The organism is Flammeovirga aprica JL-4 (assembly GCF_012844305.1).
GTDB classification, from domain to species: domain Bacteria; phylum Bacteroidota; class Bacteroidia; order Cytophagales; family Flammeovirgaceae; genus Flammeovirga; species Flammeovirga aprica.
This window is the reverse complement of the sequence record NZ_JABANE010000083.1, coordinates 1-19,021: the sequence shown is the minus strand read 5'-3', so window position 1 is coordinate 19,021 and position 19,021 is coordinate 1. Positions and strand designations below refer to the sequence as shown.

Below are 19,021 nucleotides of genomic sequence, written 5' to 3'. Positions count from 1 at the left end.
TATCCTGCAGTTAAAGATTAAAGTTGGCTGAGTACTTCAGCAGGTTGATCCTTTAGGATTTTATTTAATGTCTGAACACTAAACTCAACCTTTTCAGTACTTGGAGCTGTTGGTTGCCACACTATTTTTTTAGTTTCTCCTGGTACGAGGTCAAAGTAGTTGTCCGTCCAAGTTCCATACTCAACAGATGAAGTAATCTTCACCCCTCTAAGTACTTTGTCAGTAGATAATTCGATGACGTAAGAACCATCATTTTGGGCAATTACTTTTTTCTCTAATTGATAGTCTGTCGAGAGCGTTAGATCTTTATTTCTCGCAGCAAAGAATTCGTTTTGGTCTATTTTTTTACCTTTTTGAATTAGCGTAGTCACCACTACTAATTCCTTTTTGTCAATTGCTAGTTCGGTCAATGGGAATTGATAATACATTTTAGAAGTATTTGGATCAATAGTCACATCCATCATTTCTGATTTCACCACTTGACCGTTCAAGTTCAACACATCTACTTTTAGTTTCGCTTTTTCAGCTTTCAACAAATCTGATACGATATAAACATTAAATTGTGCTTCGTCTAATGATACTGAAGTGATCACATCCTTGTAAGCATCTCTTACTGCATAATGTGATGCTTTCCATTTTCCTTCATAATCAATACTTGCCCATGAAGCTACTGGCCAACAGTCATTTACTTGCCAGTATAATGATCCCATACAGTGAGGCATTTTTCTACGGTGCGTTTCAATTGCAAACTGTAAGTCATAGGCTTGGTACAATTGAGAAGCATAAACTACTTTCTCAAAATTATTACCATCTACAGCAAACTCTTTCGTCACATTTTTCATGATACGTTTGTTACCGTATTTCGCTTTCTGATGGTTTCTCATGCCAGGTGACCAAAGTGAAAGATCTTCTTTTGTCACATATTTCTGCATTGTTTCTACCTCAGGGTAAGACTGATAACCGTACTCACTCATAAATCTTGGCACGTGTGATTTGTAGTAATCCCATGATTTAGGTCCTTTCCAAACATCCCATAAGTGTCTGTCTCCTTTTGTTTCTAAGTGATCACCGTATTTTCTGAAGTAAGGAGAAGATGCCCAGTAATCTTTGTCGTCGTACTCATGTAAAGTATTTGGAATTTCCTCAGTAAATAATCTGAAGTAATCGTTGATGATTTTTGTAGAATCCGCTTCAGACCATTTCATCTGCTTTTGGATTCCCCATCCAAACCATGCCCACTCAATCTCGTTGTTACCGCACCACATACCTACTGAAGCGTGATTTCTCAAACGGATCACATTTTCTTTTACTTCAGCTTTTACATTGGCTACAAAGTTTTCATCGCCAGGATACAAGCTACAAGCAAACATAAAGTCTTGCCAAACGATCAAACCGTACTTATCGCAAAGGTCATAGAAAAGGTCTTTTTCGTAAGTACCACCACCCCAAACACGGATCATGTTCATGTTTGCATCTGCACAAGCTTTGATTGTTTCTTCCATTTTCTCGTCAGAAACTTCCGTCAAGAACATATCACCAGGGATGTAGTTTGTTCCTTTCATGAATACATCAATACCATTCAATCTGATTTTGAAAGATTCACCGATATCGTCTTTTTCAGTGATTAAGTTGATCGTTCTAATACCGATATTCTGCGTATTTTCATCCAAAACTTTATCACCTTCTCTTACCACTAATTTGATTGGGTAAAGGTTTTGCTCACCTAAACCATTAGACCACCATAATTTTGGCTTCTTAATATTGAACTTCAAAGTGGTTAATTTATCATTTGCAGAAACCTTTACCTCTTGTGATGCATATTTCTTACCTGACTTTGCATCCAACACATCAATCGTCACATTCGCATTCTCCACTACATTTAAATTTACTGTAGTCAAGATGTCCACATTTTTTTCTGATACATTCTTTTGTTGATAACGGATATTATCAACTGTCACTTTATTCCATGACTTCAAATAAATATTTCTATAGATACCTGAAGTCACCAAACGCGGACCCCAGTCCCATCCGTAGTGATACCCCGCTTTACGAGTCATCACTGACAATTTTCTATCACCTGTATTACCAGTTTTTGAATCGTCATTGATGGCGTATAAAGGATAACCTACTTCATCCCAAAGTGGCGTCGCCATTTTGATTGGACTATGGAAATAAACTTTCAATTCGTTCTCTCCTTTTTTTAATCCCTTAGTTACATCAATAGTCCAGCTTCTAAACATGTTATCCGCTGTTAAGATTTTCTCTCCGTTTAAGTACACATCAGCGTAAGTATCCAATCCTTCAAAAACCAATTCTTGTTTTTGCTTGTTTAAATCGTTTACCTTAAAAGTAGTTTTGTAAACCCAATCCTTCTTATCTACCCACTGTACTTTCTTTTCGTTAGTACCAAAGTAAGGATCTTCAATTTTCTTATGATCCAATAAGTCCGTATGCACACATCCTGGAACGGTAGCTGATAACCATTCGTTTTTATCTGCTTGTTTAAACTCCCAACCTTTATTAATAATAAATTGGTCGACCTGGGCTAAAGAAACTGTCCCATAGCATAATGCCACGATGCTGAACAGTAAAAGTCTTTTGATTGAATTACACATAAACAGTTCTATTATTATTTCAAAAAATTTCATTTCAATAATGTTCCCCTTTCATTAGGCCGGCGTCTATATCGCCTTTGAACATGTTACAAATTTACGCTTAATAATTCCTGCTTAAGGGGTATATATATTGAAAACAGAAGGGTATATATCTTGCAAAATCGTTGTTTTTGATAGTGTGTGCGTGGTTTTTATAAATGGGGTTGTGGTTTTGAAGATTTGGGTACTGGATGTGGAATTGAAATTAGGATATGGTTATTTAATGGTTCTTGATATGGCTTTTGAAGTGGTCCGTGAGCCACAAGGCATTGTGGCTCTACAGGAGGTAGTAGCATTTTAATTGATATTTTGATAGATTTAAAAATCTGCAGATTCATAAACGATTTAAGCTAACTATTATGACAGAAAAATTCAGAGGGAAATATCGAATTCCTAAAGCTTAACACTTGCACTTTTGGGCTGAAGTATTCACTAATTAACATTTGAAATAGAAAAGCAATCATTTTTTAGTTTTAATTACTTTGAAGTAAATCCATATACATCTCTTCCAAATAATCTTTTTTGAAATAGCCTGCTGAGGTATTTGGTACAAAATGCTTCCAAAAGTTTTGATCAACATCTAGTATTGGCACTCTTAAATAACCATCAAATAATTCTAAAAAGGTAATTAATAGAGCTACAAATACTTTCTTTCCTTCAAATTTATTTATGTCTCCTGTTGAAATTTTTATGATGGTTTCATGTGTTTTCCAAGTTTCACAAAATACTTCTAAGTCCTCCCATGTTGCATGTCCTAGATCTGTTGTATCTAACCAATATAAATGAGAAATTTCTGGTGCTCCCTTATATCTTATTATTTGTATTCGGATAGGAATATGATAGTTTTTCACCATCAAGTGCTGATTACTTTCTATTTTGATATCCTCATCCCACTTTTGAGTTTGCTTCATAAATTCTATTCTTCTTTCTTTAATTAAAGTAGCATCATTATAAACACGTTGATAACATTTTGCAAAATCTCGCCAAAATGAACCTACTAAGGGTTTTAATGGAACTATATCTAATGTAATCGGCATTCTATTGTTCGTCTGAATATTCGAAATTGATGGGGCATTCTGTTATTTGTAAACTCTCTAAGGTTGCAGATTCTAGTGCATTCTTAAGACGTTCACTTATATAAAATTCATTTCCACCATTGTAAAACATATCTATTTTTCTAAAGCTTGGCTTCATGATTGACCTATCAAATTCCCACATAAAAAAATCGTCATACTTTTTTGAATATTCAGATAATAGTTCATTTAAAGTTTGGTGAGAATTTTTAATATTACACTTATTAATATTGTCTAAGTTAGTTACTTTAAATGTCGAATATTTAAAATCAAAGTAATTCTCAATTGAGCCACTTAAAAATTGCAAACACTTAACATCAATTAAATCCTCACCAAGTAAAACTTTACCATCAAATATTCTGTGCTCAATTAAATTAAACCTTACAATAATATCATATAATTTTTCTGAAAAAATAAAAATATTACATTTATCAGGTCCCCACTCCAATTTTGTATAATCTGATAATAATATTTCTCTGTTATCAAAATCTGAGATTAAAAAGGGTGTAATATAATTAAAGTTAATATTACCAGATAGAAACTTATTCCCTTTACTTTCTTTACAGCTTCCATAAAATAATTCTTTCCCTATAACAGAACTCCCAGATAAAGATCCATAAGCCTTTACTTCAGAATTATCATGATGAATCTTTTTCTTTAACTTATACATAATCAATTTAATTCTATTTTATAATTTACCCTTTCCAATATCTTATCAAATATATTTCTAAGAAACGGAAGTCGGGAGACTTCTTTCAATGTTAGACACAAGTGACGCCTTCGGCTTAACACTTGCGCCAGTGGTGTTTTTATCGATACCTCCTCTTAAAATACCCAGTACCTCTGTTTTCATTTTGATTTGATTTCCCTTTAATACGGGAGATTACGGTATATGCCATGATTAAGGCTAGAATGAAGAATATAAAAGTCATAGTTTACTTATTGTTTGGATTTCGTTGAATATTGTTTGCTATACAAATATAAAATTTATTATGAAATACTACTGCTCATTTATGACCAGCTTACTTCATTGGTATTTACTAGTTGTTATAGAGTCAAATTTTGAAATTTATATGCAAAGAAAAAGAACCCCCATATCTATGAAGGTTCTTTCCGATGTTTACTTACTAATAAATATTACTTTATTCTATTAAATTATTCTTCCATGATACACCACCAGTTTCGATGATATGTTTCTTCAATATTTTATCGAAGTTTTTCTTTTTCTTAGGAAGCTTATCTGCTGGAATTGGATTTTGCTCCTTCATGTCTTTTTTCATATCGTAGAATACAAAAGGTTGGCAGGCTGAATTTTGCATGTATTTCCATCCGTTTTTCTGAACGCTATAGAATACTGTGCCGTCTACGCAATCGCTTCTGTTTCCTCTGCGGACACCGATGTCTGTTCTGTCGGCTTTTTCAATTTCTCCTTTTAATAAGAATTTCGTTTGATCAATGCCTGATAAATCACCTTCGTAGTTGATGCCTGCCATACTTGTCATGGTTGGGAAGAAATCAGTTACAGACATATAGTGATCTGTTACTTGACCTTTTTTGATTTTATCACCCCAACGGATAATGAATGGCACTCTTAAACCACCTTCTAATAAGTCTCCTTTTTGGCCACTTAATACGCCATTATCTGCTCCGTGATTTTCTGCTCCTCCATTATCCGATACAAACATGATGACTGTGTTGTCCAGCTGTTTGTTGTCTTCTAGTTTTTTGATGACTCTTGCAATTTGATCATCCATATGTTCTACTAAGGCTACATATTTTGCTCTTTTATCACTGATGCCTTTCTCTCTTGCTTTTACTTTTTCATAGTATTCTGCTGGAGGTTGAAGCGGTGAGTGAGGTGCTGTATAGGTTAAGAAAAGGCAGAAAGGGTCGTTCTTTTTCGTGTCTAAATAATCTAAAGTCCAGTCTGTGAAAAGGTCTGTACAGTGTCCTTCAGGCTCAATTTTCTCCTCATTTTTTCTCATCCAATTTTCATTATAACGAACATGCTCATAGTAATCCGTCATCCCTACTAGCCAGCCATGGAAAAACTCAAAACCTCTATTGTTTGGTAAGTTGGGAGCTTCATGACCAAGGTGCCACTTTCCGATTAACGCTGTGCTGTAATCGTTTGCTTTCATTACGTCCATGATCGTTGTCGCTTTTGGATCAAAGAAGCCATAACTGTTCGCTGGATTTGCTCTTACTACTCCTGGTACACCTACTAAATCAGGGTATTTACCAGTGTACATTGAAGCTCTTGATGGAGAGCAAACAGATGAGGTAGTATGGAAGTTGGTAAACAATGCTCCCTCATTTGCTATTTTGTCGATGGTTGGAGATTGGATGTCTTTTGCTCCATAGCAAGTTAAATCTCCATAACCCAAATCATCTGCTACGATGATTAAAAAATTGGGTTTATTCTGTGCAGTCACACTTAATGCACCGAATAATAGTAGTGCTAAAAATCTTAATCTTAAAACCATTATCTTTTCTTAATTTTAATATGCTTTAAATCGTCAATAAGTAGTATATAAATACCGCTTGGGATGCCGTGAAGCGCAATCCTGTTTTTCGGTTGTGTTAGTTCTTTTTGTAAGATGACTTTCCCCATTAAGTCCACCACTTTGATGTTTGAGGCTTTGCTTAATTCAATAGTGATTTGATCCTCAAAAGGATTAGGGTATACTTTCAGATGGGCTTGATTGTCTTCAATATCAGTCACTGTACTTTTCTTGAAAATGGCCGATATTGTTCTGTGTTCCCATACATCTGTGAAAGTGAAATTGGTCATCGCTCCTACTGAATCTCCATCTACAAAAACCTGTTCTACTTCGTAACCTGAATCAGGAATAATTTCGAATGTAAAATCCATTCCTTCTTCCACTTCTGCGAGTTGAGGTTCGATACTTCCGTTATCCCCTGCCAAAGCTGGGATCAAGAATATTTGAGGTTCATACACTTTGAAAACGGCTGTGAAATCATAGCTTTGCTTTACTTCTTCAAAAGTATAAGTCATTGCCCCTTCCAAGGTGTCGTTATCAACGATCAAGTAATCTACATCAAAACCCTCGTCAGGTATGATAGTGAAAGTGATGTCATCATGATGGTAGACCATTGAGGTTTCTGGTGAAATCGTTCCGTTTGCTGTTTGGGTAACATAAATAAAATGTTCTTCTGCACCATAAATAGCTACGTATTCTGTATCACTTTCTCCTACTTCCACTTTTATATTCTGACTATCACTATAATAAACGCCATTCAATTGCCATTCAATAAAGAAGTGACCTCCATTTGGTAAAGCTGACAGTTTTACGGTTTCACCGATTGCATAACGTCCGCTTCCTTCTTGTGTACCCCATTTTGGTTTATTATTGGAAGCTGTTACAGAACGTTTTTCTATTCCTGAGAAATAAGGACGAGGATGCATGTCATAATCATTTTCAATAGCAATTGTCCATTCATTTTCAAAATCCCAGCCTTCAAACGTATCAGCATTAGAAAACAGACCTGTAGTGATTGCACCGTTGCTTCCTTGAATATGAGAACTATTTTGACCCGTGGTTTCTAAATCCCAATAAGAATTTGAAACTACAGTTCCTTCCGTATGTCCTGTTCCTATCAGACCTCCTGTTGAAGATGCACCAGTAACTTCCCCTACCGCATAACATCTATCAATGATTGATTCATTATAAATTGCTCCAACAAGACCACCTACATTTCTTTCTCCTTCTACTGCACTAGCATTTACAAAAGAGATTGATTTTTCCAATTGACTCTTTTTACTAAGATCCCCTAAAAGACCTCCAATAAAACGCTCTCCGTGAACTTTTCCTGTGGCAGAAATCTTGGAAACCAATACACTATCAGTACGGCCTACTATGGCTCCTATAAACCTTTCTCCTGTAAAATCAACCTCTAACATTTGAACGTTTTCAACTGTTGCTCCTGAAGATGCAAAACCAATCAAACCAATATTTCTTTCTTTTGGACGGTGAATTGTAAGGTTTTTGATTTTATAACCATTACCATTGAAATGCCCTTTGAAATTGTTGGTTGAGTTGCCAATAGGTCTAAAACCTAATCCTGCATTCCAATCTTTTGTTTCTTCAGCCTCAATATTATTGATTAATTCAACATATGAGTTCCATCTTGTTTTATCATCAATTTCTGAAGAAGCACTTCCCTCAGCAAACCAACGTAACTCTTTTAGCGTCGATATTAAATAAGGGTTTTCTTTTGAACCGTCACCTTGAGGTATTTCATAATCGAAAGCTTTAAAAAGGACTTCAATTTGTTTATCCTCCTCTACTTTTTCTAAAGTGAAAGAAGGAAGGCTTCCTAACGATTGGCCATTGATTTTTATATCTTCAACTTCATAACCAATGTTTGGTGTGATTGTAAATTCCTGTGTGTCAAAATAAGTCATGCTCACCGATTCTGGTGTGATCACTCCTTGCGTTGAAGGAAGAACATCAACTTGATAAATTGAAGGAATAAATACAGCCTCTACAATAACATCTTCATCTACTTCAAAAGTGTATTCTTTGGCTTCGCTCACTATTTCATCGTTCACTTTCCAATGACCAAATGTTGTTCCTGTGTGAGGTACCGCCTTCAGAGTAACATCCGAACCAATATAATATGCTCCGTCTCCTATAATTTCTCCATAAATTGGATTTTCGTTCAAGACAATCACACTCACCTGATTCAACCATTTAAAGAAAGGTCTTGATGCTGTGCCATAAGCATCATCTTGTGTGATTTCATAGGTAGTTTCAAAATCCCAGTTCTCAAAATTTTGAGCATCACTAAATGCTACTGTTGGCAAACCATAAACGGCTTCTGATCCTGCCGAAGTAGTCTGTCCTGTTGTTTCAATATCCCAATAGCTATCTGTGATGGTCACTAGGTTATTCTCATTACTGAAATGACCAGTTCCTGCCAATCCTCCTACATTACTGCTACCGCTGATTTCACCAAATGCTATTGCGTGAGTTATGGATGATTTATTGTACATCGTTCCCGACAAACCTCCGATATTTTTCTCTCCTTCATAGACTGATACGTCTACGCCAGAGATTAAATTTGCTCCATAAGAATTGCTATTGAAGTCGCCGAAAAGTCCTCCAACTCCTCTTTCACCGTGCACTTTACCTGATACAAGCAAGTGTGTCACTTTTGAACTATTATCAGCTTTTCCTATTACAGAACCTACATTTCTTAAACCTGTAACTTGTATATTTTCTAATTCCAGATGTCTAATTTCTGCCCCATTAGCATAACCAATAAATCCTGTATTACTTAATATTGGTCTATTGATATATAGATTCTTAATGGTTTTATAATTCCCTTCAAAGGATCCTGTGAAATTCTTATCTGAATTACCAATCGGTAAGAAACCGAGACCTGCATTCCACTCTTGTGTAGCAGTGGCATCGAGATCATTCATCAATAAAACATATGAAGACCACCTTGTTCCATCGCCAATACCTGTTGTGGTGTCTCCTTGAGAGTACCATCTTAATTCCTCCAAAGATGTAATTTTATAAGGATTACCTGATGTTCCTTCTCCTTGAGGAATAGTATAATTATAAGTTTTGAAAAGTACTTCTATCTCGATATCTGAAGTTGGTTGTTCAATTTTTACAGTTGGCACTCTCCCAATTGAAACACCATTTAATAACACCTCATCTACCTCATAGCCTCTATTGGCCATAATTTCAAATTCTTCGTCCATGGTCACATCCATCCAAACAGTATCCGATAAAACAGAACCATTAGGGGAGTAAATTGCTGTTACTTTGTAGAGAATAGGTTCAAAGACTGCGATAAAACTTTTATTATTATTTAAAGTCAATGTATACTCCTTGTTTTCACTTACCACTTCATCACCATTTTTCCAATGGATAAAGTTAGCTCCCTCAACAGGTGAGGCTTTGAGTGTTACTTCTGAATTTCTTGGATAACTTCCAGCACCTTCCACTGTGCCTAATTCAGGTGTTGCATTATTGACATTGACAGTGTATTGCCCCATCCATTTGAAATATGGTCTTGGAAGTTCATCATAATCTGCATTTTGAGTGATTTCCCATGCATCATCTCCAGCCCAATTTCCTAAGTTTTCAAGGTCGCTAAACGAAGCAGAAGGTAATCCAAATGTGTCTTCCACCCCTGCTGAAGTCATTTGAGTTGTAGTTTCTGTGTCCCAATAACTATCAGTAATGATGGAGAGGTTATTTTCATTTGAAAAATGACCTGTTCCTACCAGTCCGCCAACATTGCTTGATGCATTCACTTTACCAAAAGCATAAGCATTTGATATCGTTACTTTATTGTACATGGTACCTGCAAGACCTCCTGCGTTTTTCTCTCCTTCATACACTGATACATCTACCGCTGAAATTAGATATGTACCATTTGATTCACTATTGATATCACCAAATAGTCCACCAATTCCTCTTTCACCATAAACACTTCCCGAAGCGATAATGTTGTTCACCTCTGTCGATGCATCAGCTTTTCCAATAACAGCACCCACATTTCTTAGACCTATAAAGGCCACATTTCTAATTTCTATTTGACTTATTTGGGCACCAGACGAATACCCAAAAAGTCCAATATTAGTTTGTGTAGGTCGGTTGATTGTAAGGTCAGTAATAACGTTGCTATTGCCATTAAAAACTCCTTTAAAGTTTTTAGCATCGTCACCGATAGGAGAAAAACCGAGTCCAGCATTCCACACTTTTGTGGCTGAAGCATCAATGTTTTCTATTAATTCATAATGATAAGACCATCTTGTGCCATTGCCTATTCCCGTTGTGGTATCTCCTTGTGACAACCATCTTAGTTCCTCCAATGTACTGATTCTATAGGGGTTTTCAGCAGAACCTTCTCCTTCAGGAATTGTATATTGATAAGGTCCATAAGCTACCTCAATTTCAGTATCAGTAGCTACCTTTTCCAATTTGATTGTTGGTACTCTACCAATAGATTCTCCATTTAAGGTTACATCAATTACCTCATACCCTGTATTCGGAAGGATGGTGAACTCTTTTATATCAAAAATCGTCATTTCGATCTCTTCCTGAAGAACGGAACCTCGTGCTGAAGGAACTTCTTTTACGGTATAATAAATGGGCTCAAAAACAGCCTCTATAATTGTGTTTTCTTGTAATGTAAAAGTATATTCTTTGGCTTCACTCAAAATAACATCTCCACTTTTCCATCCTTTAAAATCAACACCTTCAACAGGATTAGCGATTAATTTCACTTCAGAATTTTCAGGATATGCTCCCTCTCCTTCTACTTTGCCATACTCTGGAGTTGTATTGAGGATTGCTACTGACAATAAACCAATCGCCTTGAAAAATGGTCTCGTATTTACATCATAATCATCATATTGCGCCATTTTCCATTTGCTTTCAAAATCCCAGTTTTGAAAAGTTGAGATTTCACTAAAAAGAGAAGTCGGCATACCAAAATCTTCTGTAGATCCTGCAGAAACTGTTTGCGTTGTTGTTTCTTTATCCCAATAACTATTCGACACCGTCACCACATTAGCATTATCTGGATTATTGTGCCCTGCTCCAACTAGACCTCCTGTATTACTATCGCCACTCACAGATCCATAAGCATAAGAAAAATCAAGGACAGCATTATTATACATCACACCGGTTATACCTCCCACATTTTTCTCCGTGGCAATGACTGATGTATTGACTCCTGAAATAATAAAGGTTGCTACGGAAGCATCATTAAGATCTCCAAAAACACCTCCTACATGTCTTTCCCCTAAAACATTACCTTCGGAGATCACCGTATTGATCTGAGATGATTTCACCGCTTTTCCGGCAAGAGAGGCTGTATATCTAGCTCCTGTAATCGCTACTTTTTTCAATTGAAGATTAGTAATTGTGGCTCCTGATAGGTAACCAAATAGGGCTACATAATTTTGTTTTTCTCTATGGATCGATAATCCGTTGATTTCATTTAAGCTTCCTAAAAATGTCCCCGTAAAAGGTTCTGATTCTGTTCCTATTGGTAAAAATCCTTTATCATTATTCCAATTTACAGTAGAGGACGCATCGATGTCATTGACTAAAAGATAATAAGAAGCAAAACGGGCTTTATCGTCAATTGTGGTTGTAGTGTCACCTTGTGATAACCAACGCAATTCTTCAAGACTTGAAATTTTATAAGGATTGGCTTCTGTGCCTTCCCCTTCTGGAATGGCATATTGATAAGGTTCAAAAGTCACTTCTATCTCTTTGTCCTCGTTGATTTCTGATAGTGTAAATTGCTCTACCATCCCCAGAGAAATACCATTTACTTTCACCTCTTTCAACTCATAACCTTTATTAGGGCTAACAACTAAATCAACTACATCAAATTGAGTAGCGTAAATTATATTGGCTACTGCTTCACCTTCCGTTGTAAAAACGCCTCCTCTAGCAGTGTATACTTCTGTGATTTTAAATTTCTGATCTTCAAAAACAGGTTGAATATATAGATCTTCCGTTACCGTAACTGTGATTTCCTTTGCTGTAGAATAGACTTCATCCCCAATCAACCAATGTACAAATTCTACATTTTCTGCAGGCTCTACTTTTAAAGTCACTTCTTCACCTTGGGCGTAATACCCATCTCCTGTGATTGTACCTAAAGCAGTATCATAGTTGATCAATTTCACAACTTTGAGTCCCATCCAATTAAGGTAAGGTCGTTGATTGATGTTATCGTATGTTGCATTAAGTTTTATATTCCAAGTTGATTCAAAATCCCAATCAAACTTTTCATTAGACGCAAAATCAACTGTTTCCAAACCAAATAATGCATCATCCACCAATTCATTTGATGTTTGTGTAGTTGTTTCTGTATCCCAATACACTTTGTTGAGCTTCACTAATTGATTTCCACTTGCGTAATGACCAGCACCAGTGATCCCTCCTTTATTGCTATCTCCAGAGACTTCACCTGTAGCATAGGTATCTGAGATAGAAGATGAATTATAGATGACACCTGCTATTCCTCCTACATTTTTTTCATTATTAGGAACAGTTGCAGATGCAAATGAGATGATGTGATGCACCTCTGAAGTGAAATTGATTTCACCTGATAATCCACCCACTCCTCTATTGCCATTTACAGTTCCAGAAATGATGATATCATGCACCGTAGAACTGTTTGTAATTTTACCTGATAACACACCACAAAAACGATCTCCTGTTATTGTAGCATTTTCAACTTCTAAGTGATGTACATTTCCATCATCTATAAAACCAAATAATCCTTGGTACCTGACAGTTGGATTATTGATAAAAAGGTTTGAAATTCTCTTTCCATTCCCATCAAAGTTGCCGATAAAAGGTGTTGATTCAGTGGCTCCAATTGGTGTAAAACCCAACCCTTCATTCCAAGTTGATGAAGCAGATAGATCAATGTTATTGACCATGATATAGGAAGCTTTCATTCTATCCGAACTACTGCTTTCTCCATCTCCCTCACTGATCCATCTTAAATGTTCTGTATTTTCAATAAAATAAGGATATAACTCAGAACCATCTCCTTTATCAGGTTTGGTTTGACCTACAGCAACAGTAACGTTCAAACAGATGAATATCAGATAAAATATATGTTTCATTTCATTCATTTATTAAAAAGTCAATACGATGTTCAGTTCACCCATCATATCCTCAAAAGTACACCCTTCCTATTTTTGCTGAGGGGGTAAGATCTCTAAATAGGAAGGATAAATATTAAAAAATGGTTCTTTCAGAAGTTTAATTACTGTTTAACAACTTTAAAGTTACCTATTTTTTCAACTTGAAGAATATACAAGCCAGACTTTAACAAACTGAAATTGATTTCAAGTACTTTTGAGGTTGTTGTGGATTTGTAAACAAGGTTTCCAATGACATCATAAACAGCAATTGCGGTATTAGCTGGAATCCCTTTCACTTGTAACTGATTTTCGACAGGGTTCGGTGCTAATTGAATCTTCACTTGATCTAATCCTCCTACCGAAGTAGGCAATTCATCCAGCTCAAATAACACTTCCAACGTCATATCCGCTTCCACTTCTTTGAAAGTATAACTCTCAACACTCCCAACGCTTTCTCCATTTATCAACACTTCACCGATGCTATAACCTTCATCAGGAGTAAAAATAAATGTTTGATTTTGTCCTGCTACCACCTGCATTGAAGAAGGGGAAACACTTCCGTCTGTTGTCTCTGTGACATTAATCCAATATACTCTATTGAATTCTGCTTCAATAGTGTGATTGGCTTTCAAGTCCGTAAAAGTATAAGAGGACAATGGACCAACTGAAACACCATCTATCAAAACATCAGACAGCATATAATTTTCATCCGCCGTGATTGTAAATGTCTGATCACTGCCTTCTTCCAAAGTAACTGTACCCGGATTGATCGTGCCATTTTCGACATTTGATACTGTGATTGTATAAGTTGTAGGTGGAATTAAACTAAACGTGGCACCAATCGTATGATCTGAACTTAAGTTTTCAAAGGAATAACTTTCAATAACGCCCTGAGAAACGCCATCTACTGTGACATCTGAGATTTCATAACCTGCATTTGCCTCTATCGTAAACGTTTGAGCACTACCTTCTTCCAAAGTAACTGTACCCGGATTGACCGTGCCATTTTCGACATCTAACACAGTGATGGTATAAGTTGTAGCTGGAATTAAACTAAACGTAGCTCCAATTGTATGGTCTGCACTTAAGTTTTCAAAGGAATAACTTTCAATGACGTCTTGAGAAACGCCATCTACTGTGACATCTGATATTTCATAACCTGCATTTGCCTCTATCGTAAACGTTTGAGCACTACCTTCTTCCAAAGTAATTGTACCGGGATTAATGGCTCCATTTTCTACTTCTAATACTGTGATGGTATAAGTTGTAGGTGGAATTAAGCTGAACGTAGCTCCAATCGTATGATCTGAACTTAAGTTTTCAAATGAATAACTTTCAATGACGCCTTGAGAAACGCCATCTACTGTGACATCTGAAATTTCATAACCCGCTTCGGCCTCTATCGTAAACGTTTGATCACTCCCTTCTTCCAAAGTAACTGTACCGGGAGTAATTGACCCATTTTCTACTTCTAATACAGTGATTGTATAGGTTGTAGGTGGAATTAAGCTAAACGTGGCACCTATCGTATGATCTGAACTTAAGTTTTCAAAGGAATAACTTTCAATAACGCCTTGAGAAACACCATCTACTGTGATATCTGAAATTTCATAACCTGCATTTGCCTCTATCGTAAATGTTTGATCACTGCCTTCTTCCAAGGTAACTGTACCAGGATTGATTACGCCATTTTCTACATCTAACACAGTGATGGTATAAGTTGTAGGTGGAATTAAAGTGAAAGTGGCACCAATCGTGTGATCTGAACTTAAGTTTTCAAATGAATAACTTTCAATGACGCCTTGAGAAACGCCATCTACTGTAACATCTGAGATTTCATAACCTGTATTTGCCTCTATCGTAAACGTTTGATCGCTTCCTTCTTCCAAAATAACTGTACCGGGATTAATGGACCCATTTTCTACATCTGATACTGTGATGGTATAAGTTGTAGGTGGAATTAAGCTGAACGTAGCTCCAATTGTATGATTTGAACTTAAGTTTTCAAATGAATAACTTTTTATTACTCCTTGAGAAACGCCATCTACTGTGACATCTGAAATTTCATAACCTGCATTTGCCTCTATCGTAAATGTTTGATCGCTTCCTTCTTCCAAGGTAACTGTACCGGGATTGATTACGCCATTTTCAACTGCCAATACCGTGATGGTATAAGTTGGAATCGCTTTAAAAATCGCTTCGATCGTATGCGATGCACCTAATTCAAAACTTAAAGTTGTTGATGTACCTTTTTCGATATCATCTTCAAGCCATTTATCAAATACATACCCCTCTTTCGAAACAGCAGTTAACGTAATGGTTTGACCGATATACAAGTCACCTTCAGTCGTAACACTTCCAAAATCACTACTATTGGTTACAACAGAAAGGTTACTTGCAATATCAGTTTGAAGATAAGGTCTTAAGTTATTATCAATAACAGTAAGTTTTCCAATTCCCCATGTTCCTTCAAAATCAAAACCTGTAAAATTATTATTATCTGAAAAATCAGCAGTGTTCAATCCTACAGTTTCGGCACTATACCCATCAGTGGTCACATTTGAAGTTTCTTTATCCCAATACACATTTGTAATCGTAATCACTTTATTACTTGAGGGATCAGTATGCCCCACTCCGATTACTCCTCCAATATTTTCTATACCTACAACTTTACCAATGCTTATTGTATTTTGTATGATAGATTTATTATATACTCTACCAGCAATACCTCCAAAGTTTTTATCATCAGTATAATCTCCTTTCATCACATTCACGGAAGAAAAAACATAATTCAGTGATGAACTATTATTGATATCACCGAAGACTCCTCCTGAATGTCTGTATGCAGTCACAGTACCACTCACCTTTACATTTTCAACAATCCCTTCTAGATCAATCTTTCCTCCTAATGCTCCAGTATATTGGGAACCTGTAATTGATACATTTGTCAACGTCAAATTCTTAATCGTTCCACTTTCCGTATAACCAAATAATCCAATATAATTTGCATTAGGTCGATTGATCACAAGATGATGAATTGCAAAACCATTTCCATCGTAAACTCCTTTAAAAGTCTTTTTATCAGAACTTGATTTGAACCATCCAATAGGTCTAAAGCCTTCTCCTGAATTCCAGGTTGAAGTGGCATTTGCATCAATATCATTGACCTGCTTAAAATTATACTTCCAGCGTGTGCCATCACCCTCTCCGCCATCTCCTTCAGAAATCCATTTTAAATGTTCCAAAGTTGATACGATAAAAGGACTCTCTAAAGATCCATCTCCTTGATCGGGCTTGATTTGAGACCATGATAAAAAAGTATTGAAAAGGATAATAAGGTTAAAAAGTAAAAATTTCTTCATTTCATTTGAGTTTATAAGTTGGTTTCATTTCGTTAACAAATTTAGGGAGTTCACGACCAGTTTGAGAGGTCATATCTTAAATTGAAGAGGTGGTATATCTTAAAAAGATAGCTCTAATTATCTCCTATACACTCTTTTTACAGAATTATGTACTTTGATGATGTACCATCCTTCAGGAAGTTTACTGAGTGATAACTGCGTTAATTTCTGGTCTATATCTATTCCAACTTGCGTTGAATAATCTTTACCTACGTGATTGAAGATTTGAATTGGACGGTTATCTGTTCTGATTACTGTCACAATATCATCTGTAATTGTGGGATAGATTTTTATATTTTGAGTAGAGTGATTTAAGTTTACTTCTAAATAGTAGTAAGTAGACTTCCCATCAAAATCAACTTGTTTTAATCGGTAAAATACTATTCCGTTTCTATAATTATCAAGAGCCTCTTCATACTTATAATGTGTTCGAGTTTGCTTATTTCCGTGTCCATTGATTACAGCTACTTTCTCCCATTTTTTACGATCATAAGAATAGTCTAAAACAAAATAATCATTATTAACTTCAGTAGCTGTGGTCCAATTTACAGAAATTACGTCATTCTCTACTTCTACAAAAAATGCAATCAGTTCTACAGGCAATTCTAACCCATCCATATCCAATAAGTAAGGTCTTTGATAAGGGTCTGCCTCAGAACCTCTGATTCCCCAATTCCCTGTAAAATTAAAATTATCCATGTCTTCAAATAACGAAGTTGCATAACCTTGCACACCCGTCTGATTATTGGTGATGACATCATAAAGAGGCTCTCCTAGATTGCCCATATATTCATCACTGATATCAAAATAGGTATCGGAAATGTTATTTTGATTTCCATTATTTGCCGTTACTCCGCCAATTATTCCTCCTGATAGTAGATTTTCAATGTTGGTCACTTTTGTCACTGCATAAGACTCAGTAATTGTAGCAGAAGTATAATTTCCTCCTACAACTCCCCCTATTAGAGTCGCATCCGTTTGCAATGTAAATTCAATAAAAGCATTGGACATGTTCACACTGCTTGATGAGTTATTGTCACCAGTAATTCCCCCTATTCTTCTTTTTCCCTTTATTTTTCCTGATACCACCGATTTTTCAATAGTGCTTCCTTCATCATTTTTTCCTACAATTCCGCCAGCATATTGATCATCGACAATAATATCTAATCCTACAAGTGTAATGGTACTCACCGTTGATGCTTTATTTTGCCCAACAATACCGCCAGCATGAGATACCGCATTTATCGTAAGTCCATTTATCTCGACTTCCGATAAATCTGTCCCATTTGTAGTTTTACCTACCACACCTCCAACTCTATTATTATCAGTAGTAATTACAACATCATTCATTGTGATTCGGGTGATTTTCTTCCCTGTAGCACTATTAGAATTTAGACCTACAATTCCTCCTAGGTTCTGAGCTGAGACACCTATTGTATGTTCGATAGTCAACTCACTAACTACGATATCCTCTATGTTTCCTTTTTCATTATATCCTACAACACCGCCTGTATTATTTCCTCCTCTAACATTAACACTATAATTCCCTGCCCCTTTTCTCAGCTCAATTTTCTTTATAGCATTTCCTTTTTCAATATATCCTGCAATGGCTCCCACATTATTTTGCCCTTCAATAAAAAAGTCTTCTAAGATTACTTTTTTAACTACAGCACCATTATTATTGAGGTAACCAAACATGCCCACATTATCCATGGCAGGCTGACTGATATACAAGTTCGAAATGACATGACCGGCATCAGAACCTCCATCAAAATTTCCTGTAAAAGCAACAGTACTATTTCCAATAGGAGAAAACGCTAATAAAGGATCTCCAGAACTTGAAGGAGTAGCATCTATAGCATTGGTCACAATAAAACTCTTATCCCACCATGAATCATTCTGCGAGATAAATAATAAATCATCATAACTGTCAATTTCATATCGTGTACCACTACTTTCTAACTCAGGTTCTGTTTGAGCAAAAGAAAATTGAATCTGAAAAAATGATAGTAAGCAAAAAAGTAATTGTGATAAAGTCCATTTCATAACGCCTTTGTTTTTGTTTACTCAAAGGTGTCACAAATACAATTAATGAAAGGGGAACAAATATTAAAATTGATAGGGTGAAATATTGATTATCCTTTCTTAAATACACTGTAAGTACTGAGACAAATTAAAATATAAGCTATATTTATACCCTAATTATGGGTCGTAAAACAAAAGTTATAG

Annotated in this window: 8 protein-coding genes; 1 reads left to right on the top strand and 7 read right to left on the bottom strand. The window is 35.9% G+C overall.

Annotation, left to right across the window (positions count from 1 at the left end):
• Positions 1-17 precede the first annotated feature (17 nt).
• Entirely contained in the window at positions 18-2,615 is a 2,598-nt protein-coding gene (locus HHU12_RS23825; protein WP_169659243.1) for a beta-mannosidase, read from the bottom strand.
• A gap of 211 nt (positions 2,616-2,826) precedes the next feature.
• Between HHU12_RS23825 and HHU12_RS35710 the strand changes: the two genes are divergently transcribed.
• On the top strand, positions 2,827-2,955 hold the full coding sequence (locus tag HHU12_RS35710; RefSeq protein ID WP_262889426.1) for a hypothetical protein: 129 nt from the start codon (positions 2,827-2,829) through the stop codon (positions 2,953-2,955).
• Positions 2,956-3,127: 172 nt separating this feature from the next.
• On the opposite strand, the gene HHU12_RS23820 is transcribed toward HHU12_RS35710, so the two are convergent.
• From HHU12_RS23820 to HHU12_RS23795, 6 genes are all read right to left on the bottom strand, one after another.
• On the bottom strand, positions 3,128-3,691 hold the full coding sequence (locus HHU12_RS23820; protein ID WP_169659242.1) for a hypothetical protein: 564 nt from the start codon (positions 3,689-3,691) through the stop codon (positions 3,128-3,130).
• A gap of 1 nt (position 3,692) precedes the next feature.
• Positions 3,693-4,397, bottom strand: coding sequence for a hypothetical protein (locus HHU12_RS23815; RefSeq protein ID WP_169659241.1), 705 nt, complete (start codon positions 4,395-4,397; stop codon positions 3,693-3,695).
• 472 nt (positions 4,398-4,869) lie between these two features.
• On the bottom strand, positions 4,870-6,213 hold the full coding sequence (locus HHU12_RS23810; protein ID WP_169659240.1) for a sulfatase family protein: 1,344 nt from the start codon (positions 6,211-6,213) through the stop codon (positions 4,870-4,872).
• Positions 6,213-13,370, bottom strand: coding sequence for an InlB B-repeat-containing protein (locus HHU12_RS23805; RefSeq protein ID WP_169659239.1), 7,158 nt, complete (start codon positions 13,368-13,370; stop codon positions 6,213-6,215). Before HHU12_RS23805 ends, HHU12_RS23810 begins: the two co-directional genes overlap by 1 nt.
• Positions 13,371-13,513: 143 nt before the next feature.
• A complete protein-coding gene (locus HHU12_RS23800) occupies positions 13,514-16,753 on the bottom strand; it encodes an InlB B-repeat-containing protein (protein ID WP_169659238.1) in 3,240 nt (1,079 codons plus the stop codon).
• A 117-nt stretch (positions 16,754-16,870) separates the two neighbouring features.
• Positions 16,871-18,838 (bottom strand): hypothetical protein, encoded by a 1,968-nt coding sequence (locus tag HHU12_RS23795; RefSeq protein ID WP_169659237.1) that lies wholly within the window; start codon positions 18,836-18,838, stop codon positions 16,871-16,873.
• Positions 18,839-19,021 lie beyond the last annotated feature (183 nt).